Origin of the sequence: Pedobacter foliorum, assembly GCF_013266735.1 — a bacterium.
Classification (GTDB): domain Bacteria; phylum Bacteroidota; class Bacteroidia; order Sphingobacteriales; family Sphingobacteriaceae; genus Pedobacter; species Pedobacter foliorum.
This window is the reverse complement of the sequence record NZ_JABSNU010000002.1, coordinates 543,282-565,255: the sequence shown is the minus strand read 5'-3', so window position 1 is coordinate 565,255 and position 21,974 is coordinate 543,282. Positions and strand designations below refer to the sequence as shown.

Here is a 21,974-nt window from a genome sequence, read left to right as displayed (position 1 = left end):
GATCTAGGGAGATAATTAACAAGATATAAAACCAAAAAAATGGAATTAACAGAAAACGAAACAGCTATATTCCCAAAAGGAGAAAAAGCCTCAGCAGATTATTTCACTGGAACCGCTTGGGTAAACATTTTAGTCCCAAAGGATGAAACTGAAAGCTACTCCATTGGAAACGTAGTATTTGAACCAGGTTGCAGAAATAATTGGCATACACATCCGGCAGGACAAATTTTATTGGTAACGGACGGAAAAGGATATTATCAGGAAAAAGGAAAACCTGCACGTTTACTAGCTAAAGGTGATGTAGTAAAAATCCCTTCAGATTTAGAACACTGGCATGGTGCTACCCGCGACAACAGCCTTACACATATAGCCATCAGTAACATCACAAAGGATGGCCCTGTAACATGGCTGCAACCTGTAACCGACGAAGAGTATAATAAAGTTAATGATGATCAACCTAACAACTTGTAATGAGATAATATTAAACCTGCATTAGTAACTAACTAAAGTACAAAAACTAAAAAAATGGAAAAATTTGAAGTAAAAGCATATGGCACGCAGTCAGCTGAAACGCCATTAAAACAATTAAACATAGAACGCAGAGAAGCGACTCCAAAGGATGTGGAGATTGATATTCTATTTTGCGGCGTATGCCACTCTGATTTGCACACGGCACGAAACGATTGGGGAGGCACCATCTACCCTGCTGTTCCAGGTCATGAGATTGTAGGTAGAGTTACCAAAGTAGGTAGTGAAGTAAGCAAATTTAAGGTGGGTGACCTTGCGGCAGTGGGTTGCCTTGTCGATTCATGCAGAGAATGTTCGAGTTGTAAACAGGATCTTGAGCAATACTGTATTCCAGGCTTTACTGGCACCTACAACAGTAAAGACAAGCATTTAGGAACACGGACTTACGGTGGTTATTCTGAAAAGGTAGTTGTTGATGAGCATTTTGTATTAAAAGTACCGGAAAACCTAGATCCGGCTGCTACCGCACCATTGCTTTGTGCAGGAATTACCACCTGGTCACCACTAAGGCACTGGAAAGTTGGAAAAGGAAGCAACGTAGCCGTTGTAGGTTTAGGTGGCCTTGGTCATATGGCTATAAAACTAGCAAAAGCACTAGGGGCGAACGTTACACTTTTTTCGAGATCACCAGAAAAAGAAAAAGACGCTTTTGAATTAGGTGCCCATGCAGTTGTCATTTCTACTGATGAAGAACAAATGTTAAAAGTATCAGGAAAGTTTGATCTGATTATCGATACTGTTCCCTATGTACACGATACAAACCACTATATTCCTACACTCAATATTAATGGCACAATTGTATTGGTGGGTTATTTAGGGCCATTAGACCCCATGCTGCATACTGTACCAATGATTATGGGTAGAAAATCTGTGGCAGGTTCCTTAATTGGTGGTATTGCCGAAACTCAGGAAATGCTTGATTTTTGTGGTGAGCATAACATCGTTTCAGAGATCGAGTTAATCAAAATGCAGGACATCAACGAAGCTTACGAACGTATGTTAAAAAGTGATGTTCGCTATCGTTTTGTAATCGATATGAATTCACTGAAAAATTAAAATTTAAGTTACTGAGGGTAAGCGTAGCCTATCCTCAGTAACTTTTTTAGTTAGCCATTACCGGAATCTTATAAAAGAACTCTTCGGCCACTATTTTGCCATCTTTAACTTCATAAACAGCAATTTCTTTCATAGCCATTCTTCCCATCCCTTTATAGGTCACATCCATATCCATAACAACAGTAAAAAAGTCTTCTGCAACTTGTGCTTCAGAAATGCTTGCGCTATGCAACTCTTCAACCATATTTTCCCATTCAACAGTCTTCCCTTTAACAGCATCCTTACCTTCAGTAAATTCCATTGGAGTTCCCTTAGGTTCTTTACTAGTGATGTTTTCATCATAAAGTTCATCGATAGCCTGTAGGTTTTTACCTTCACGACAAAGCTGTATTAATCTATTTGCTACTTCTTGCGTATTCATATCCTTTTGAATTTGATTCTATTAAAGTTACCGGTTTTTCCTGTATTGTATTTGCAAAATACACCTAACAAATGCAGTTTAAATGTAACTTTATTCAAAACTTTGAAAATGAGTAAATACCAGCAAGAATGGAAGCAAATGCTCCAAAAAGATGAAGAATTTAAAGAATGGAAAATTAGGTCGAGTGGGGGTGATCTGCTAATAAGAGTACCGGAGGATACCGACATGGATTTACTAAAAATACAGTTTTCTGCTATCATCGCTCCTATTGCTCCTCTAATCAAATCACCAAAAACAACAATTAAATTTTATGTTGGTAATACTGATGAAGCAGATTTTATATTTACGTTGAATCATTAACTAACGGCTCACTAATAAACAAAAAATGAATTTAACAATACAATTAGCAAAGCATTTAAGAGATGTTCATTTTGGAGGAAACTGGACTACATCAAACCTTAAAGATAATTTGGCAGATGTAAACTGGCACCAGGCCACCACACATGTGCATTCTTTCAATACAATAGCTACTCTTGTTTATCATGTAAATTACTATATAAGTGCAGTTCTTAAGGTATTACAAGGAGAACCACTTCGAGCTAGTGACAAGTATAGTTTTGATCTCCCTCCAATTCTATCCCAAACAGATTGGGAAAACTTATTGGCTAAAACCTTTGCAGACGCTGAAGCTTTCACTTTATTGATTGAACAACTGCCTGAGCACATGCTTTGGGAAAATTTCACAGATGAGAAGTACGGAACTTACTACAGAAACATTCAAGGAATTATTGAACATACTCACTACCACCTGGGGCAAATTGCCCTGATTAAGAAAATACTGTTACAAACAAATGAAAACCTAAAAAACGATTAGTCTCGGGAAATTTTTAGATTCCTAAAATCTCCTCCAGAATTGTTCCCTACCCAGAATGCTATTTTCCCTGTATTTAGATTACCCAAGGAAGCCACTTCCAAACAAGGTTCAGTACTATCATTTACATAAACATCAATCATTTTTGGGCCTACCTTAATTCGAACCTTAAACCAGTCGACTGGATTAGTATTCTGCCCAATTGGCTGTTCGTATTTTAACGGAAAAGATTCTCTCAATTCTGGCCAATCATTACCTGGGAGGGAAATGTATTGAACTGCGTGCTTTTTACGTAATTCATCAACAGCCATAAAATTAAATGGTCTAAAATAGATTGCCTCATAAGTAGTATCGTTTTGTAAATGAAAAGCAAATCCCACAAAGCTTTTCTGAAAAACATCTTCTCCTTTAACTTCAAATTCGATCACTCCTGTTTGAAAATCACGATGTTTTATCTTGATCAATCCTGAACCAGGACTAGGGTTTACATGTAAAACGGGATTTTGAGATCCACTTTTCACACTGATAGTTCGATTTACTGTATTCGTAACCTTTGTTATATCTACAATTTCACTTTTCTGAGCGGACACTTTTACACTAATCAGAAAAATTAAAAGTAAAGTCATTATTGGGAAACTGGTTTTTTTCATATCGTTTGTTTTTCAAGTAAGATCAAGAGATATGCCAATGAATATTCCCGCCTTAAAAGGGCTCTGAGAAACAGTACATGTTCAAAAATGAACATGTACTGTTCGAAAAGGTAAAAGAAAACATATATGATAGAGAATCAAATAAAACCTTATTTTTACTATTACAATTATATACATATTCTTTAATTACTTCTTATGAGCAGTTCAAACATTTCAAATGAAGCACTAAATATCTTTCGCAAGGGATTAGCTCAGTTTATCACTTTTGATGAAAACGAATGGACTGAATTCATCAGTTACCTGAACTATAAAACAGTTGAAAAGAAAGACCATTTCTCGGTTAAAGACAAAGTTTGTGACGACATCGGTTTTATCATAAATGGATCCGTACGCTACTACCACATTAAAGATGGCACTGAAATAACCGGTTATTTCAGCTTCGAGAATGAATTTGTCAGCTCGTACAAAAGTTACCTTACCCAACAACCCTGCACTGGTTATATACAGGCACTTGATAAAACCGCACTGATCATCATTTCGAGTAAAAACATGGATTTGATGCTAAAAAACCCACTACTTGCATACAAAATGGAACGTTTTGGCAGATTGGTTGCCGAGTATTATATCTGCTGTTATGAAGACAGGATTACCTCTTTCATTACTAAAACACCTGAAGAACGTTACTTAATAATGCTGCAAACAGAACCAGAAATTATGCAACGCGTACCTCAGCACTATATTGCCAATTTCCTAGGTATAACGCCGGTATCACTTTCACGGATTAGAAAAAGAACTTTAGTATTCGCTTAGCAAGTACCAGACTTAAACAATTTCTTATCTTTTGTTAACGTTTTGGTTTACAAACGCCTATTACATTTGTATCATACAAACAGAAAGACATGCATACTATATTAGGAGCCGGCGGACCAACAGCAAACGCACTTGCACAAGAACTACTGAGTCATAATCCTAACGAAGCCATAAGGTTAGTAAGTCGCAGACCTGCAAAAATTACAGGTACTAATGTTACCTGGCAAAAGGCCGACCTATTAAACTACCAAGAGGTACTTACGGCGGTAAAAGGCTCTACAGTGGTTTACATGTGTGCGGGATTGATCTATGATAAAGCAATATGGCAACAACAATGGCCTATAATTATGCAAAACCTGATCAATGCAGCCAAAGAAACACAGACAAGACTCATATTTTTCGATAACGTGTATATGTATGGCCTGGTTAAAGGCCCTATGATTGAAACCACACCCTACAACCCCATTAGTGCAAAAGGAGAAGTAAGAGCACAAATAGCCACTCAACTTATGGATGAGGTTAAAGCAGGAAACATACAAGGCACTATCGCCAGAGCTGCCGACTTTTACGGAACTGATTCCATGAATAGCTTTCTGGATATGATGGTACTTGACAAATATGCAAAAAAGACATCTGCCCAATGGATTGGGGATCCAAAAGTGTTACACAATTTCACTTACATACCTGATACCGGTAAAGCAATGTATCTTTTAGGTCAAACTCCTAATTCAGGAAATCAAATCTGGCATTTACCTACTGCTGCACCAATTACTGGAAAAGAGTTTATCACTCTCGCTGCCAATATTTATGGAATTAAACCTAGTTACACTACCATCAATAAATTTATGCTTCAATTGGTAGGGCTATTCAAAAAGGTTGTTGCCGGAACTGTAGAAATGTATTATCAATATGACCATGATTACAACTTCAATTCTTCAAAATTTGAGCAAGCATTTGGTGTAAAACCGACAAGCTATAGCGAGGGAATTAAGTATATGTCTGAAACTTTGTATAAAGCGAAATAAGTGTAATATGATTGATTTGGTTAGCAGTAATTTCATCAGAAAATTTGATTAAATTGCTTTTAATATGAATCAAACATTTCTATCTGCTCATATCTACAATGATGAAATATTAAAAATATTTTTATCGGTACTAAGTGGTAGTATACTTGGTTTTGAGAGAGAGATTCGGGGCAAATCTGCAGGATTCCGTACCTTGGCATTAATTTGTTTTGGCTCCACAATATTTACCATCTGCTCCTACCTTTTAGGTGTTGTTGACAATCGAGATCGGATAGCCGCAAATATCATTACCGGTGTAGGTTTTTTAGGTGCCGGTGTGATATTCCGCAATAACATAACCGTTTCAGGCATTACTACAGCAGCCTCTATCTGGATTGCAGCTGCAATAGGCATGCTTATTGGCATTGGAGAATTTACTTTAGCAGGTATTTCAGTTGCACTTTCTCTTTTTATTTTATATGCTATGGATTATATCCAATTCTGGATAGATGATCGTTTTCAGCATCGGGATTATGTGATTATTTTTAAAAATAAACAAGAAAGCACTACCCTTTCTCATCAACTAAAAGTATTTGGTCTTAAATACAACAACCTGAAAGTAGCACGAACATCTGATAGCCAGATTACTTTAGAAGTTCAGGTAACAGGAAAAAAAAATAAATTAGAAGGGTTTAATGATTGGTTATTGAATCAGGAAACTATAGATTCCTTTGACTGGTAATTTTAAATAAAATAAAGTGCATGAGTACAATTATTGATAGAATTACAAAATTCAACACTCCCTTACTTCAAGACATGGTTCAATTGAAGTATAAGGCTATGAAAGAAAATGCTTTTCGCTTTTACAGGGGTACTTGTCATCTTTTTTATGAAGACATCTGTCAAGCAAAGGAATTTCCGACATCTCCAACAGTTTGGGTTTCCGGTGATCTGCACCTTGAAAATTTCGGCAGTTATAAAGGTAATAATCGTTTAGTTTATTTTGACTTAAACGATTTTGATGAATCTATGTTAGCTCCATTAAATTGGGAACTAGCAAGAATACTAACCAGCATCTATGTTGCCTTTAACACACTTAAACTTAAGGATACTCTGGCTGATGAAATGGCCGTTTTATTTTTAAATAAATATACAGAAACGCTAAAAACAGGCAAGGCTTATTATGTTGACCCAAGAACAGCTAAAGGAACTATTCGTCTTTTTCTAAATAACGCAAAAAAAAGAACTGAAAAGGATCTTATCAAAAAAGTAACGGATTCCAATCGAAAAAATCTAAAAATTAAGATTGATAATGTTCTGCATTTTGAAATAAAACCTAAACTAAAAAAGGCACTTATATTGCACATAAATACCTGGTTAAAAAACACCAAGACCTGGTCAAATGATTTTACAGCTAAAGATGCTGCATTCCGTGTTGCAGGTACCGGCAGCATAGGTTTAAAACGATACATGTTTCTACTTCAAGGAATTAAAGATAAAGACTCCTTTTTACTTATTGAACTTAAACAGGAAACGGTATCTTCTCTTGCTCCATATAATAAAACCCTTCAACCACACTGGGACTCTAATGCCCAACGCATGGCAACCAATAAATACAGAATGCAAAATGTACCACCCGCCTTATTAAGTACAACAGTATTTAAAGAGGATGATTATGTGTTGCAGGAAATGCAACCTTACGCAGACAAAATCAAATTTGAACTTCTTGCGAACAATCTCAAAGATTTAAAAAATGTATTAACCGACATGGCCATTTTGACTGCGTCAGCACAATTACGTAGCAGTGGTATTCAGGGATCAGCTATTAATGATGAGTTAACTGCTTTTGCTGCCGATAACAAATGGCACAAGTCCCTATTGGCTTATTCAAAAAAATACGCAGCACAAGTAGCATTTGATTACAAACAATATTTGGCTGCTTTCGATCATTAACTTATTCCACTATCAGCAAATAGCCATTCTTCAATTCTACTGATGGTATCCTCATAAAATATTTGATATGTATCTTCTGTTACATAGCCAATATGAGGTGTTGCAAGTACAATGTCCATTTTTCTAAAAAGATGATCGGTAGGTAAAGGTTCTATATCGTAAACATCTAATGCTGCCCCTGCTATTTTTTTACTTTTCAATGCTTCAATCAAATCTTCTTCATTTATTAGCGGTCCTCTTGAGGTATTAATAAGATAAGCTGTTGGCTTCATTAAATCAAGCTCTGATGAAGTCACTGTATCTCTGGAACGTTGACTTAACACTAAATGTAAGGTCACAAAGTCGGCAGTTTTAAATAATTCCTCCTTACTAACCAATCTTGCCCCCTGTTCGCTTGCCTTCTCTGAAGTGAGGTTTTCACTCCAAGCAATTACTTCCATTTCAAACGCCTTTGCATAACGTGCTATTGTGCTGCCAATGTTTCCTAAGCCAACAATCCCAATGGTTTTACCTTTAAGGTCTACTCCTACTTCCCTTTGCCAATTACCTTTGCGTAAAGAAGTAGATTCTGCAACAACATGTCTTGTCACTGCAAGAAGCAAGGCCCAAGTTAACTCAGGAGCTCCACTAGAATGATAACCGGTAATTGAAATGGCTATCCCCAATTCTTCGGCGGCTTCTGTATCTATCGAAGCATTACGCCTGCCCGTAGAAACAATAAGTTTAAGGTTAGGCAAATTTGATAAAATCTCTCTCGACAATGGTGTTCTTTCTCGCATTACACAAACAACCTGAAATGGCTGAAGGGTACGCACAACCTCTTCTTGTGAAGTCATATGATGATTGAATATAGTAATTTCGGCCTTTGTTTGGACAGTAGACCAGTCGCCAAATGAAAGGGCTACATTTTGATAATCATCTAATATTGCAATCTGAGGAAGTGTCTTCATTTTAGTTATTTTTAATAAAGAGAAAAGAGGAGTTTGATCTAAAAATAAGAATAAATCAGGTACGGCTTATGATTTGAAAGTAATAAAACCAGTCCTTTAACCACTAAAAAAAACACATATTTTATAAGTAGATTTATGTTGCTTTTTTAAAACAATCATATGAAATTTAAATTAGGGCTCTTATTATCAATAATTACAATCTCAAGTTTCGCTCAGGAAGCTGCTAGTATTCCAGGATTAAATACTCCTCCAAAGGAGATTAAAGAACCGGCAAATTTAAAAAAGCTCAGATTAGCAGTAGAGGCCAATCCTAACAACTTAAATGCTCATAAGGAGTATCTTGACGAATTTCGTCGTTCATTTGATATGAAAAGAACATCTGATTTCAGTTCTCTAAAAAATCAGTATGATCAATGGATAAAACGCTTTCCTTCCTCATCTACAATTCCATTTGTACTAGGTGAATATTTTTACAGAATGGAAAAACCAGATGCTAAAAATTATTTACTAAAGGCGGTTGAGGTTAACCCTGATTTAGCAGAATGCTGGTATATGCTGGCAATTGATGCAATGCGTTGGGGGGATAAAAATTTGGAATCTGAATATTTAAAGAATGCCAAAAACAAAGATCCAAAGAATATTGATTACGCAATTTACTATGCCTATTCATTTTTAGGGTCCAATAAGGCAAAATCTGATTCATTATTACTAGACGTCGCCTTGAAATTCCCGACTGAAGATAATGCCGCAAAAGCATTATCATTACTAATCAGAAATGAGGAAGATGAAAGTATACAAAATGCCTATTACAGCCAACTTTATAAAAGGTTTTCAACGTCCAAATCACCGGCATTTAGAGATGCAATGAGTGGTTATTTCTCCTTGTTAATCAATTCGAATCAACCTGATAAAGCTCTTGAATTGGCATTAGATATGGTATTTGTTGTTAAAACGAATACACTGGAATGGAAGCAAAAAATTAAAGTGGCTAAGGATTTTATCAATTTCAAAAAACTTATGGCTGCTCAAAAATACAATGAGGCTCATGAAGCCCTCAATAATATAAAATTAACAGACAACTTTAGTCTCAGTTTTGTTAATGCTGCTGAAAAAGTACTGCTTACAAAGGCAGAACTGGCCGATCTCCTAGGACAAACACAAGCTGCTTACGATACTATTGCGCTAAAATATAGCGCCCAACCAACCGATAAATTAAGAACTTTACTATTGAAATATGGCATAAAATTAGGCAAAGATACTGCAGAAATTGATCAGGAAATATCAAAAAATAGAATGGCTAAGGCCATACCAGCAACTCCATTTACGTTATTAGAATATCAAACCGGACAAAAAGTATCTCTCAATGATTTTAAAGGTAAAGTAGTATTATTGACTTTCTGGTTCCCTGGCTGTGGCCCATGCAGAGCAGAATTTCCACACTTCGAAAATGTGTTAAAGAAATTCAGCAAAGATCAAATCGTTTATCTCGGAATTAATGGGATGCCTGAGCAGGATGATTACGTCATTCCCTTTATGAAATCTAGTGGCTATTCTTTTAAGGCCCTTAAAGATAACAAAGAGGCCGATCTCGGCAATTTAACATCATGGGGCTATCCTAGTAATTATTTAATAGATCAGAATGGAAAAATTATTTATTCGAAGTTTATGATCGGACAGTCTGATGAAAGAACTCTTGAATTAATGATCAGTGAATTAGTTTATAATTATAAGCTTTAAATAGCGAACAAATACCACAAAGAAGTTACATAAAGTTCGGTGAGGTTCTTTAGCTTAAAGTTATATTTATTATTTGTTAGGTATAATATTTTATTAAATGATCAGATTCGCAAAAAGGAGAACTAATGTTACTCTTACAATTTTGGCGGGTGTGGTAATTGCGCTCTTAACCCTGCAATTTACCCCTCCAAACACAACTTCCCTCCAATTAAAAAAGGGAGCACACATTGTCCTTATAGGAAACAACCTGGGCTCAAGAATGCTAAACTATGGACATTTCGAAACAGAGATGCACTTACGATATCCCGACTTCAACCTCTATATTAGAAACATGTGCGATGGTGGAAACACTCCCGGTTTCCGACCACATGCCAGCAGAAATTCTCCATGGGCTTTCCCTGGAGCCGAAAAATTTCAGACTGAATTGGCTAATAACTCAGATAGTCAAGGACATTTTGAAACCGAAGATCAATGGCTTACCAGACTCAAAGCCGATGTAGTTATCGCTTTCTTTGGATATAACGAATCTTTTGAAGGGCCAAAAGGTCTGGAAAACTATAAGGCTGAACTTGATGCTTTTATAAAACATACACTAAAACAACAGTACAATGGCATTTCTGCACCACAACTTGCTATAGTCTCACCAATCGCTTTCGAAGATTTATCTAAACAATTTGATTTGCCTAATGGAAAACAGGAGAATATTAACCTGTCTCTATATGCAGATGCGATGAAAGAAATTACAGCAAAGAATAATGTACATTTTGTTGATGCCTATTCACCTACCAAGAATTGGTTTGATTCATCTGAAAAGTTTATCACAATAGATGGTTCACAGCTAAGTGATGAAGGGTACGCACGTTTTGCACCTTTATTGGCCGATCAGATTTTTGGCAAAGTTTCTATAAAATCAGAGAAAAACAAAGCTCTTGTTAATGCTGCTGTTCATGAGAAAAACTGGACTTGGCATAATGACTTTAAAATCCCAAATGGGGTACATGCTTACGGGCGCAGATATGATCCATTCGGACCAGATAACTATCCTGCAGAAATTAAAAGGCTCCGCGAAATGACAGCGATAAGAGATACAGCTATTTGGAAGGCTATAAATGGCGAAAAAATGGATCTTGTTGCTGCTGATAAAAACACAACTCCTCCCCCTGTAGTCAAAACCAATTATACTCCAGGAAACAATGGCAGTTTGAGGTATCTATACGGTCAGGAAGCACTGAGTAAACTTAAAGTAGCACCAGGATTTAAAATAGAGCTTTTTGCTTCAGAAAAGGAGTTCCCTGATCTGGCTAATCCTTGCCAAATCACCTTCGACAATAAAGGTCGCCTATGGGTGGCAACAATGCCTAGCTATCCTCATTATAGACCTGGGGATGCTAAACCAAATGATAAGCTAATTATATTAGAAGATACAGATAATGATGGTAAAGCCGACAAACAAACAACTTTTGCTGACGGCTTACATCTTCCACTAGGATTTGAAATTACTGCCGAAGGGGTTTACCTTTCGCAGGGAACAAACTTTATGCTCTTAAAAGACACAGATGGTGACGGTAAAGCTGACAAAAGAGAAATTCTTTTGAGTGGTTTCGATGATCATGATACCCATCATAATATCCACGCCTTTACCACTGACCCTTCTGGAGCTATATATATGGGTGAAGGTGTATTCTTGCACACCAATGTAGAAACATCTTATGGCCCAGTTAGAGCTACTAATGGTGGTTTTTATCGTTACAGTCCACAGCGCCATCTTTTAGAACGTACTGCCCAACCATACGTTCCAAATCCATGGGGTATTGCATTTGACCAATGGGGACAGAATTTCTATGCGGAAACGTCAAGTCCTGATGTTTGCTGGATGTTACCCGTTTCTGTAAAACCACGATATGGTGTATTTACGGAGAAATCAAGAGATTTGCTTCAGCCTGAACACCGTGTTCGTCCTACTTCCGGTTTGGAGTTTGTTTCCAGTCGCCATTTTCCTGAAGAACTGCAAGGTGATTTTCTAATCAATAACACCATCGGTTTCTTAGGCACTAAAGAACATACTCTTGTTGATGAAGGCACTGGTTATAAGAGCAAACACAGACAGGATTTACTGATAGCTGAAGATAAAAACTTTAGACCAGTGGATTTGGAGTTTGCACCTGATGGTTCTTTGTATGTTGCAGATTGGCATAACATTTTGATTGGCCACATGCAGCACAATGCCCGTGATCCGCTAAGGGATCATGTACACGGTCGGATCTACAGAATCACCTACCCTTCTCGTCCTTTGATAAAAGCACCAAAAATTGCTGATGCAAGTATTCCTGAATTACTGGACAACCTTAAATTACCGGAAGATAGAGCCCGTTCACGTACCCGATCTGAGTTACGTGGTCGTAAAGCTGCAGATGTTCTTCCTCAGGTGAAATCATGGGTAGCCAAATTGGATAAAAATGACCCAAGATATGAGCACAACGTTTTAGAAGCGCTTTGGGTAACCTGGGGACTTAATAAAGTAGATGTACAATTACTTAAACAGATGTTAAAAGCAAAGGATTTTCATGCAAGAGCAGCTGCTGTAAGGGTATTAAGATATACAGGGCACCAAGTAGCAGATCAGGCAGATTTATTAATGCAGGCTGCCAGTGATGAGCATGGCAGGGTTCGCCTTGAAGTGATTGCGGCCGCATCATGGTTACCAAAGGAAATAGCATTACCTATTGAGATGGAAGCAGGCAAAAAGCCTCTTGATGATTGGATGAAACCTGCTTATGAAACTGCTATAGCACACTTAAACGGGAGATCGGTTGGAGAGAAAAAAGAAGAAAAGCTTACCACAGTACTTAGTGGTACTGAAAAAAATCTGTATGTAAAAGGGAAAGCAATATTTGCCAGAGAAGGCTTTTGTATTACCTGCCACCAAGCAGACGGAAAAGGTTTACCATCATCTGGTTTCCCTCCAATTTCAGGATCAGCATGGGTTACTGGCAGTCAGGATCGTTTAATTAAACTGGTGTTAAAAGGTTTACAAGGACCAATTGAAGTTAAAGGAAAAAAATACGCTGGCCAGGTCCCAATGACTCCTTTTGGAGGTATGCTAAAAGATGAAGAAGTAGCTGCTGTATTAACTTATGTAAGAAATTCATTTGGCAATCAGGCATCTGCGGTATCTCCTGCCAAGGTTAAACAAGTGAGAAATGCAACCAAAAGTAAAACAGGATTTTATTCCCCTGCTGAATTGTTAAAACAACATCCTTTAGAAAAGTAGTATTGATCAATCGTCATTCTGAGAGCCTAGCATTGGAAAAAATACAAAAAAGCGGTAATGACAATTGTTTAAGCGATCGTTATCCTGAATTTATTTCAGGACCTCACAAGAGAAAGGAAACCTTGCTAGTGCGAGATACCGCCCTTCGGCGGCATGACGAACGCATTAGCAGAGTGTTTAAAAAACAATCTGTCATTGGTAATTTACTTCAGAACCTCTCACAGGCAAGCCCTAGAAATAGTAAGTGAGGGATTCTGAAGTAAATTACCAATGACGAATAAAAAAAAGGAATGCCGGCTTTGCCGGCATTCCTTTTTTAATAAGCTTAATTTCGCCCTTTTAAACGCGCTCTTTAAGTGCTTTATAATTAAATATGCTTTTGGCATCATGGGTTTCACCTTTAAGTACGGCAACTACATTTTTTACAGTAAGCACACACATCTGTCTGTATGTTGAAGCTGTAAGGCTACCAGAATGCGGAGTAACCAATGCTCTTAAATGGTGCAAGATCGGGAAACCTGGAACCGGAGGTTCTTCAGGTAAAACATCAGCAGCAAACCCAGAAATCTTTTTATCATTAAGCGCCTTTAAAAGAGCTTCATGATCAATAAGAGCGCCTCTGGCAGTATTAATCAGTAAAGAATTAGGCTTCATTAAAGCAAGTTGTTCCTCTCCTATTATTGTTCCTGTTTCCTTTGTAAATGGTAAATGAAGACTAACTACATCTGACTGCTGTAATACCTCATTCATTGATAAATACGTATATGGAAGATCCTGAGGAGACCTGCTCCAGTACAGAACATTCATTCCAAAAGCCTCGCCAAGTTTAGCTACACGTTTACCAATATTTCCCATTCCCAAAATCCCAAGCGTTTTCCCATTCAACTCGTCACCAGCGTATTGATTACGCCAATTCCAGTTATCCTGTTTAACCTGAGAAACAGATTCATACATATTGCGCATCAGCATCAACATTAATGACAAACTATGTTCCGCAATGGTAGCTGCATTTGAGCCAGGAGCATTTATTACCATAATATTTCTATTGGTAGCTTCCTGAACATCAACATTATCCAAACCAACGCCACACCTTGCAGCTATGAGTAAGGCCGGACAGGCTTCCATTAATGCTTTATCTATCTGTCCTTTCCCACGGGTTATAACAGCATGTATCTCAGGATTTTTCAAGACCTCAATTAAAGAGGCCTCATCATATCCGGTCAATACATTTACATGCTCCTCAAGAATCGTTAATGCATCATCTGCAATCGTTTCAAGCAATAAAACGTTTTTCTTCATTGGCTATTTATGATATAAAGTGGCATCATCTGATCTATACCCTCTAAAATCATTCCTATTCGAAATGTACAAGCCTTCTTCATAAAACTCATCTTCAAATATCAATGGATCAACGTCACCTCCCGGAGTCGAAGAAATCTCTACAAGATTACCGGCTGGGTCACGCACAAACATTTGCATAGCACCGTCAGGTAACTGTCTTACCTTACCCCAAGGTTTTACATCAATAACATTAAGTTCTTTCATACGGAAGAAAATGCTGTTAAAGTCATCAACCTGAACACAGATGTGTCCACGGAAGGAAGTAGTATCTTCCCATTCAGAAAGATGCAATTGTTGCTCATCATTAAATTTGAAAAACATAACCGGGTAGTCAAACCTAAATGCTGCAAGTGGTTCTAAGCCTAGTTCATTTTGATAGAATTCGCCTGCTTTTTCCAGGTTGTTTACAATTAGTGTAACGTGATTAATTTTTACTGCACGTGCCATATCTAAATATTTTTAATACTATTTAATTACCTATTTTAAATTGTCTGTTTGAATTCCTTTACGAAATCCCAATTAGGAGTTAATCCTAATCCAGGTGCTGTTGGAGCACCAATTACTCCATCTTTAACCTCTATTTGCTCTTTTACCAAGTCATACATCATTGGATTTCCACCTAGAGAGAACTCAATTATTGTTGCTGCTGCAGATGCAAAAGCCACATTTAGGCCAGCCATAAAAGAGAAGGCAGAACCCCAGCAATGAGGAGCCAATTCAAGCTGATGAACACTTGCCAAATGACCTACACGCATGGTTTCTGAAATACCACCAATGATGGCGGCATCAGGCTGGAGTACATCTAGTGCCCTTACTTCAAGTAAGTCGCGGATATCAAAACTAGTATATTCGCTTTCCCCTGCTGCAATTGGAATAGCTGTAGAAGCTCTTACTTCTGCAGTTCCATGTCTGTTGTCAGGACTAATAGGTTCTTCAAACCAGTATAGGTTACAATCTTCTACTCCTCTGCAAAATTGTTTAGCTTCAGGTACACTAAAAGTTCCGTGCGCATCAGCCATCAATTTAATATTTGGTCCTAGAGCTTCTCTTGCAGCTTTTACACGATTGATACTGTTTTGAACCGTTTGATCCATAATACCAACACGCATCTTTACTGCATTAAATCCTTTAGCTACATAACCATTTAATTGCGCACCAATGTTTTCTGCATCAGCCCAACCACCGCTTGCATAAGCAGGCATCTGATCACGGCAAGAGCCACCTAACAGATCCATCACCGGAACACCCAAAGCCTTACCTTTTAAATCCCACAAAGCAGTATCTATACCACTCATTGCGGATACAGTAAGCCCTCTCCTTCCAAGAATTGGAAATCTTCTGCCTCTGCTAAGCGCATAATGATCACGTGTACCATTATACATTTCTTCCCAAAGTCGATTTATATTTTTTGCGTCTTTGCCCATTAAAATAGGCTTTAACTCATTTTCTATGCAACTTACAATTGATGCACATACGCCAGAAGACCCTACGGCAGCTTTAGCCTCTCCGAAGCCTTGAAGGCCGTCTTCTGTTGTAATCACAACAAGAGTCATGTCAAAATTGGTTAGCAGACCATAGTCAGAAAAGTGTTGCTTTTCCTTCGGAATGGGACAGCGCAACCAAAACGCTTCTACATTTGTTATTTTCATTTAGGTTTATTTTGTGGTTTAATTTGTGTTATTAATAAGTTGAGATAAGGTGTCAAAAGATTTCCTGGTAAGCATGGTATAAAACTCTTCTGAAACTGAAGTACTGCCATGATCTTCCAAAAATTTCTTTTGCTCTGGAGATAAATCTATCGGATTTTCATCAATAGAATTTGGATAAGGATTAGCAGGTGTGCGATCTAATGGAGAGCAGAACTCAACAGAAAGCACTTCATTATATCCTATTTCGTGAAGTGTATCTATTATTTTTCTCCAGTTCAGATTACCCATTCCCGGTGCCATTCTGTTGTTATCAGCAACATGAAATCCTATCAGTTTTCCTTTTGCTTTCCTGATGGTTTCGAACATATCAATCTCCTCAATGTTCATATGGAAAGTATCCAGACAAACACCACAGTTAGGTCCAACAGCCTGAGCCAAAGCCAAAGCCTGTTCTCCTCTATTTATAAAATAGGTTTCGAACCGGTTGATAGGCTCTATTCCAATTAATATTCCTGATTGTTCTGTGTATTCGTAAATCTCTTTTAAAGAATCAACGGCCCATTGCCATTCTTCTTCTGGCCTTCCATCAGGTACTATTTTTCCGACAGTACCAGGTACAACGGAAACCATATGACCGTCAAGTTCTTTTACCATGCGGACTACATCTTTTACATACTGCACAGATTTTGCCCTCTGGGCTTCATCTTTAGCAAGTAAATTACGGTCTTCAAGCATCAAAGTAACAGATCCCCAGCAGGATAGACCATATTCTTTTAATAATTTTCGCACCAGATTGGTGTCGTAATGTTCAGGACTCCCTGCAATTTCAAGTTTAGTGTAACCAAGACTGGATGCTCTGCGAATGGTGGTCTCTATCGTTTCGGATCGCATCCAATTATGTATTGAAAGTTCCATAAAGAATTAAGTAAGGTAATATTTGGTTTAAAAGTGTGTTTCAGAATTGTGCCATTAGTCTCTGTAAGGCACGTTCATTTCTATTTTACCTGCCCATTTTTTTGGAACAGGTTTATTTAAAGTCCAATGAACAGCGTTGATGACAAGCCTTTGAAGTCCCTCTTCATTAAAGTCCTTCGGATGACCAAGTGTAGTCATAAATGACCTTCCGCCAGCAGCTGTTTTCCATGTCCATGCAACAGGATTATCAATTGCCGCCTTATCAGGATTAACAGATTTACCCATTAACAACCATTTAGATCCTTTTACAGGATAATGTGGCAATACGTGATACAACCATGAGTCAGCATGGAAATTATTAGGTACACCAGTTAAAATTGGGTGTTTAGCCTCAGCGGGGATAACAGAAACATCAGTGGTAGAATTATGACCATAATGCGTGTGACCACCTTTTCCCCATCCCGGAGGCGCTCCAAATGCAAATTCACCGAAAGCATTCCACTTTTCAAGTGGATGTCCTGCCGGATAATTAAAGGCATGTGTAGTTGTTCTGAAGCCCATTACCGGCTTGCCAGACTTTAAATAATCATCAATGTATTTTACCTGATCTTCAGGTAAACGCCTCCAGCGCAAATAGAATACAGCCAAATCAGCTTCTTTTAAAGCTTCCAATCCTGGAATGTTCTCTTCAGATTTATAATCAGGTGAAGATTTCAGAACGATAGTGCGCATTCCGTAGTTTTTTTCTAGTTCTGCAGCAATAAGCGGCATGGTAGCTTCGCTACTGTATTCATGATCGCCGGTAACAAATACTACAAGTGGTTTTTTTGACTTCTGCTTCTTACTTTGTGCAGTAGAATAGAACGAATTGAATAGCAATATGCTTGTTGCAATTAAACATATAATGCCCTTTAGATTTTTCATTGTGGTTTTATTTTTTTGGTTAGATGGACTAATTAGATAAGCGTCAGCCCGGAAAGCAATTAATTTAACGGTTAACCAAAAATATGATTATTAAAACAAAAACCAAGTTAAAAAACACTATTCGTCTGTCACAAGTTCGTGTCGAAATGCATTAAAAACGCCCAAGCATGCATTCTGTGCTTGTACCTTACTATGCAGTCATTAAACGCTGTTCATTTTGTGCATAATTATCTTTAATTTGCATGTTTTAAGATAATTATGCTCCAATTACTTCAATCTATTAATTTATTCGTTAGCAAATTAGTGCAACGCGAAACTGATTCTATAAATCAGGCTCGTGTTAAAATGCTAACTTATATTCTGATTTTATACCTACCGTATACAGCAATATTAATCGCAGCTTATTATTTCGGAGGAGAAACACAACATCTCGTAAGAGTAAGCGCTGTTTTCATTGCTTGTACATTACTCCTCTCAGTTATTTATTATACCCAGGCATGGAAATTCACTTCACATATTGTTCTTTTATTCCTCACTTTGGCAGTATGGAGTAACATATTATTTTATGTGCGTAACATTAATGTAGAGACATTACAGCTTATCTGGTTCGCAAGCGCACTTAGCTTCTTTATGCACGGCTTAAAATGGGGATGGTTCTATTCAACAATCAATGTAATTCCAATACTTATCTATACTGCTATTGACGACAAAACCTACTTCTATATCGGAAACGGGCCATATGAGGTTACGCAGGTTACTTATCTTTTTGTAACTGCATATAATTTTTTGTGGGTCATTTATATGCATTATTATTTTTTCAAGACTTTTAATCGCAATTTTCTTAAGCTCACATCTACAAAAAATGAGCTTAAAGAACTCAATAACAAACTTACTACAACACTATCAGATCTTAAAAACACATCTGATGCCCGAATGGATTTCCTATCTACAATGTCTCATGAACTGCGTACTCCTTTAAATGGTGTAATTGGAATATCAAATGCATTATTACTTCAAAATCCAAGAGAAGATCAGGAAGAGAACTTAGCAGTTCTTAAATTTTCCGCTGAGAACTTATTGTTACTTATCAATGATGTTCTCGACTTCAACAAATTCGATTCGAATAAAGCAGAGTTAGAAAATATCCCTTTTAACTTAACTGAACTTATAAAAAACAACTACTCAAGCCTTAAATTGAGTGCTCGTGAAAAAATGCTTGATTTAAATCTTTCTATCACTGAAGATTTAAGGGGTAAGATCGTAATTAGTGACCCAACAAGATTGACTCAGGTGTTACTGAACCTACTAAATAACGCAATAAAATTTACAGAGCACGGTTTCGTAAGCTTACAAATAGAAACGGTAAACTTAACTGAAAGTCAGATAACCATCCGTTTTATCATTGAGGATAGCGGTATTGGCATTGATCTTCAAAAGCAACAGTACATTTTTGAGCCTTTTATGCAAGCGTCCACCAGTATAAACAGAAATTATGGGGGTACTGGCCTTGGTCTTCCTATTGTTAAAAAGGTTCTAACCATGTTTAATAGTAAAATCAACATAGTTAGCGCCCCTCAGGTTGGCACGAAATTCTTTTTTGATATAGATTTTCAATACCAAATTACCAAAACACAAACCTCTACTAAATCGATAAATGTAGGCTTCGAGTTAGCCGAGCTCAGAGTGCTGGTTGCGGAAGATAACCCTGTAAATGTCCTTGTTATTAAAAAAACTTTAGAACGTTGGAATATCCGACCAATAATTGCAGAAAATGGCGCTGTCGCACTTCAAAAAATGGAGTTAGAAGATTTCAACATTATCCTAATGGACCTTTACATGCCTGTAATGGATGGATATCAAACAGCATTGGCAATACGCAAAATGGATAATAAAGTTAAAGCCAACATACCGATAATAGCACTTACTGCAACAGTGAATGACAATGTTATGGAAAAAGTTACAGAAGCCGGAATGAATGATTACTTACCAAAACCGTTTAATCCGGAACATCTGTACAGTAAGCTAAAAAAACTAACTATTGAAGCGAAAAAGTTATCGAAGATATTGTAAAAATTCATCCTTAGTTGCCTTTTCCAAAAATGCGCCGGAATACTCAGCCGTTACAGTACTACTGTTGATGTCTTTTATTCCTCTTGATGAAACACATAAATGAACCGCATCAATCACCACCGCTACATCGTCTGTTTCCAAAATAGTCTTTAACTCATTAGCTATTTGAATTGTTAAACGTTCTTGCACCTGTGGTCTTTGCGCATAATATTGAACTATCCGGTTTAGCTTTGACAAACCAATAACCTTTCCTGAAGAAATATAGGCAATATGCGCTTTACCAATAATGGGCACAAAGTGATGCTCGCAATTTGAGTAAAGCGTTATATTTTTTTCGACCAGCATCTGGTTATATTGATACTTATTATCAAACAAAGTAATCTGTGGTTTATTTGCCGGATTAAGGCCGCTAAACACCTCCTTCACAAACATTTTTGCAACACGACCAGGTGTTCCACTAAGACTGTCATCTGTAAGATCAAGCCCAAGTGTTTCCATTATTTCCTTAAAATGCCTGGCAATAATCTTAATTTTGTCCTGATCTCCTAATTCAAAAGCATCAGCTCTTAAGGGAGTATCATAAGAGGTACCAATATGTTGCTCGCCTAGTAAATCTTCAAGCTCGGTTAAAGAAAGGTTATTGTCCGTTGTGTTCAACGCAGTTCCATTCTGTTTCATAAGGTATTATGACTAATTGATAATAAGAATTGGCAAATATAAAAAAGAGGTTATCTAAAATTACCGACATTGCCTCTTTTTTATTTCCACCCTAAAGAAATATCTTGGTACTATTGTACTCTAATCTTGCCGTTCATAACTACATGAATGCTACAATTACAGACAATGCCAGCGCAATCATACTGGAAAACGCTAATGTTTTAATCATTTTCATGTTTCTAAGATTTATTATTTTCATTTAATAACTATTAGAGACAGCCTGATTAAAAAGGGTTACATTATTTTCTAGAAACTATTCCAGTCCTGTTTTAATAGCAAACTTAACCAGACCTACCGTGCTTTTACAGTTGCATTTTTCCAGCAGGTGCTGACGATGATTATCTACAGTTTTCTTACTTATAAATAGTTTCTCTGCTATTTCTTCACTGGTATTTTCACTTACGATCAACTTAAGAACTTCCTTTTCTCTTGGACTAAGTTGACTTAAGGCTTCATCCTGTATTTTTTGTTTTTGGTATTGATTGTAAATAACCGGTACTATATCCTGCGAAAAATAAGTTCCTTCATTAGTGATACGATATAAAGCTGTTAACAGCTCCTCTTTTCCTGAGTTTTTAAGTATATAACCATCAGCCTCAGCCATAATTGCTTCCTTAATAGCCTGAGCATTATTATACATTGAAAGTATGAGTACTTGAATGTGTGGAAACTGGCTCTTAATCATTTTACAGAGCTCTGTGCCGGTTAGCAATGGCATGCTTATGTCAGTAAGCAGAATTTTATAATGATCTGGCTTGGCTACGATCATATCAAAGGCGTCTTGGCCATTATTGGCACGTCCAGTTACCAAATACTCTTGCTCGGTTTGTAACATACTGCATAAACCATCAATCACCATCTGATGGTCATCGGCAATGAGTATGGAAATAGGCTTATTTGTTTCCATTATTTAGGTGAAGTTAAATTGGATACAACAAGAAAAGCGCTATCCGCATTGGTATTCTTTAGGTTATTTACTTCCTTTAACTGTTCTTCCAGTAAAGAAGCTTTTTTTTGTTGTGCCCACGTATAAGTAGGCATATATAAAAACAAACCTATAAAAACCAATGTGGAAAGCGCCTTAATCATTCCTTGAAAATACTTAAA

General features: G+C 37.2%; 22 protein-coding genes. 11 read left to right on the top strand and 11 right to left on the bottom strand.

Annotated features, from left to right (window positions below):
- The first annotated feature begins 39 nt into the window (after nucleotides 1-39).
- Nucleotides 40-471, top strand: coding sequence for a (R)-mandelonitrile lyase (locus tag HQN83_RS06235; protein WP_173089465.1), 432 nt, complete (start codon nucleotides 40-42; stop codon nucleotides 469-471).
- A gap of 54 nt (nucleotides 472-525) precedes the next feature.
- Nucleotides 526-1,584: an NAD(P)-dependent alcohol dehydrogenase gene (locus HQN83_RS06230; protein WP_173089464.1), complete on the top strand. Its 1,059-nt coding sequence runs from the start codon at nucleotides 526-528 to the stop codon at nucleotides 1,582-1,584.
- 46 nt (nucleotides 1,585-1,630) lie between these two features.
- Here HQN83_RS06230 and HQN83_RS06225 read toward each other — a convergent pair whose 3' ends face one another.
- Complete coding sequence (locus HQN83_RS06225) at nucleotides 1,631-2,005, bottom strand: nuclear transport factor 2 family protein (RefSeq protein WP_173089463.1); 375 nt, start codon at nucleotides 2,003-2,005, stop codon at nucleotides 1,631-1,633.
- Between the two features lie 108 nt (nucleotides 2,006-2,113).
- On the opposite strand from HQN83_RS06225, the gene HQN83_RS06220 reads away from it, so the two are divergent.
- Entirely contained in the window at nucleotides 2,114-2,365 is a 252-nt protein-coding gene (locus tag HQN83_RS06220) for a hypothetical protein (RefSeq protein ID WP_173089462.1), read from the top strand.
- A gap of 25 nt (nucleotides 2,366-2,390) precedes the next feature.
- Complete coding sequence (locus HQN83_RS06215; RefSeq protein WP_173089461.1) at nucleotides 2,391-2,879, top strand: DinB family protein; 489 nt, start codon at nucleotides 2,391-2,393, stop codon at nucleotides 2,877-2,879.
- Here HQN83_RS06215 and HQN83_RS06210 read toward each other — a convergent pair.
- Nucleotides 2,876-3,526, bottom strand: coding sequence for a hypothetical protein (locus tag HQN83_RS06210; RefSeq protein ID WP_173089460.1), 651 nt, complete (start codon nucleotides 3,524-3,526; stop codon nucleotides 2,876-2,878). The two genes, HQN83_RS06215 and HQN83_RS06210, sit on opposite strands and share 4 nt — an antisense overlap.
- Nucleotides 3,527-3,721: 195 nt before the next feature.
- Here HQN83_RS06210 and HQN83_RS06205 point away from each other — a divergent pair, with 195 nt between their 5' ends.
- From HQN83_RS06205 to HQN83_RS06190, 4 genes are all read left to right on the top strand, one after another.
- Nucleotides 3,722-4,336: a Crp/Fnr family transcriptional regulator gene (locus HQN83_RS06205; RefSeq protein WP_173089459.1), complete on the top strand. Its 615-nt coding sequence runs from the start codon at nucleotides 3,722-3,724 to the stop codon at nucleotides 4,334-4,336.
- An 89-nt stretch (nucleotides 4,337-4,425) separates the two neighbouring features.
- The gene (locus HQN83_RS06200; RefSeq protein ID WP_173089458.1) at nucleotides 4,426-5,361 is read left to right on the top strand and encodes an NAD-dependent epimerase/dehydratase family protein; all 936 of its coding nucleotides are present in this window, start codon (nucleotides 4,426-4,428) and stop codon (nucleotides 5,359-5,361) included.
- 64 nt (nucleotides 5,362-5,425) lie between these two features.
- The gene (locus tag HQN83_RS06195; RefSeq protein WP_173089457.1) at nucleotides 5,426-6,082 is read left to right on the top strand and encodes an MgtC/SapB family protein; all 657 of its coding nucleotides are present in this window, start codon (nucleotides 5,426-5,428) and stop codon (nucleotides 6,080-6,082) included.
- A gap of 20 nt (nucleotides 6,083-6,102) precedes the next feature.
- A complete protein-coding gene (locus HQN83_RS06190) occupies nucleotides 6,103-7,293 on the top strand; it encodes a DUF2252 domain-containing protein (RefSeq protein WP_173089456.1) in 1,191 nt (396 codons plus the stop codon).
- Here the strand turns inward: HQN83_RS06190 and HQN83_RS06185 are convergent.
- Entirely contained in the window at nucleotides 7,290-8,243 is a 954-nt protein-coding gene (locus HQN83_RS06185) for a D-2-hydroxyacid dehydrogenase family protein (RefSeq protein WP_173089455.1), read from the bottom strand. The two genes, HQN83_RS06190 and HQN83_RS06185, sit on opposite strands and share 4 nt — an antisense overlap.
- A 159-nt stretch (nucleotides 8,244-8,402) precedes the next feature.
- Between HQN83_RS06185 and HQN83_RS06180 the strand changes: the two genes are divergently transcribed.
- Both HQN83_RS06180 and HQN83_RS06175 read left to right on the top strand, forming a co-directional pair.
- The gene (locus HQN83_RS06180) at nucleotides 8,403-9,980 is read left to right on the top strand and encodes a TlpA disulfide reductase family protein (RefSeq protein ID WP_173089454.1); all 1,578 of its coding nucleotides are present in this window, start codon (nucleotides 8,403-8,405) and stop codon (nucleotides 9,978-9,980) included.
- A 97-nt stretch (nucleotides 9,981-10,077) separates the two neighbouring features.
- On the top strand, nucleotides 10,078-13,251 hold the full coding sequence (locus tag HQN83_RS06175) for a PVC-type heme-binding CxxCH protein (protein ID WP_173089453.1): 3,174 nt from the start codon (nucleotides 10,078-10,080) through the stop codon (nucleotides 13,249-13,251).
- Nucleotides 13,252-13,590: 339 nt separating this feature from the next.
- Here the strand turns inward: HQN83_RS06175 and HQN83_RS06170 are convergent, their stop codons facing one another.
- From HQN83_RS06170 to HQN83_RS06150, 5 genes are read right to left on the bottom strand one after another with little or no spacing between them, the layout of a single operon-like run.
- Nucleotides 13,591-14,550, bottom strand: coding sequence for a 2-hydroxyacid dehydrogenase (locus HQN83_RS06170; RefSeq protein WP_173089452.1), 960 nt, complete (start codon nucleotides 14,548-14,550; stop codon nucleotides 13,591-13,593).
- Between the two features lie 3 nt (nucleotides 14,551-14,553).
- Entirely contained in the window at nucleotides 14,554-15,039 is a 486-nt protein-coding gene (locus HQN83_RS06165) for a VOC family protein (protein ID WP_173089451.1), read from the bottom strand.
- Nucleotides 15,040-15,074: 35 nt separating this feature from the next.
- On the bottom strand, nucleotides 15,075-16,241 hold the full coding sequence (locus tag HQN83_RS06160; protein WP_173089450.1) for a mandelate racemase/muconate lactonizing enzyme family protein: 1,167 nt from the start codon (nucleotides 16,239-16,241) through the stop codon (nucleotides 15,075-15,077).
- Nucleotides 16,242-16,259: 18 nt separating this feature from the next.
- Nucleotides 16,260-17,156 (bottom strand): sugar phosphate isomerase/epimerase family protein, encoded by an 897-nt coding sequence (locus HQN83_RS06155; RefSeq protein WP_173089449.1) that lies wholly within the window; start codon nucleotides 17,154-17,156, stop codon nucleotides 16,260-16,262.
- Between the two features lie 54 nt (nucleotides 17,157-17,210).
- Entirely contained in the window at nucleotides 17,211-18,080 is an 870-nt protein-coding gene (locus HQN83_RS06150) for a ThuA domain-containing protein (RefSeq protein ID WP_173089448.1), read from the bottom strand.
- 258 nt (nucleotides 18,081-18,338) lie between these two features.
- On the opposite strand from HQN83_RS06150, the gene HQN83_RS06145 reads away from it, so the two are divergent.
- On the top strand, nucleotides 18,339-20,150 hold the full coding sequence (locus tag HQN83_RS06145) for an ATP-binding protein (RefSeq protein ID WP_173089447.1): 1,812 nt from the start codon (nucleotides 18,339-18,341) through the stop codon (nucleotides 20,148-20,150).
- Here the strand turns inward: HQN83_RS06145 and folE are convergent.
- From folE to HQN83_RS06130, 3 genes are all read right to left on the bottom strand, one after another.
- Entirely contained in the window at nucleotides 20,133-20,828 is a 696-nt protein-coding gene (folE, locus tag HQN83_RS06140) for a GTP cyclohydrolase I FolE (protein ID WP_173089446.1), read from the bottom strand. The genes HQN83_RS06145 and folE overlap by 18 nt on opposite strands.
- Nucleotides 20,829-21,120: 292 nt before the next feature.
- Nucleotides 21,121-21,774 carry a response regulator transcription factor gene (locus HQN83_RS06135; RefSeq protein ID WP_173089445.1) on the bottom strand — a complete coding sequence of 218 codons (654 nt, stop codon included), beginning with the start codon at nucleotides 21,772-21,774 and terminating at the stop codon, nucleotides 21,121-21,123.
- Nucleotides 21,774-21,956, bottom strand: a complete 183-nt coding sequence (locus HQN83_RS06130; RefSeq protein WP_173089444.1) for a hypothetical protein — start codon at nucleotides 21,954-21,956, stop codon at nucleotides 21,774-21,776. The genes HQN83_RS06135 and HQN83_RS06130 overlap by 1 nt, the downstream gene beginning before the upstream one ends.
- Nucleotides 21,957-21,974 lie beyond the last annotated feature (18 nt).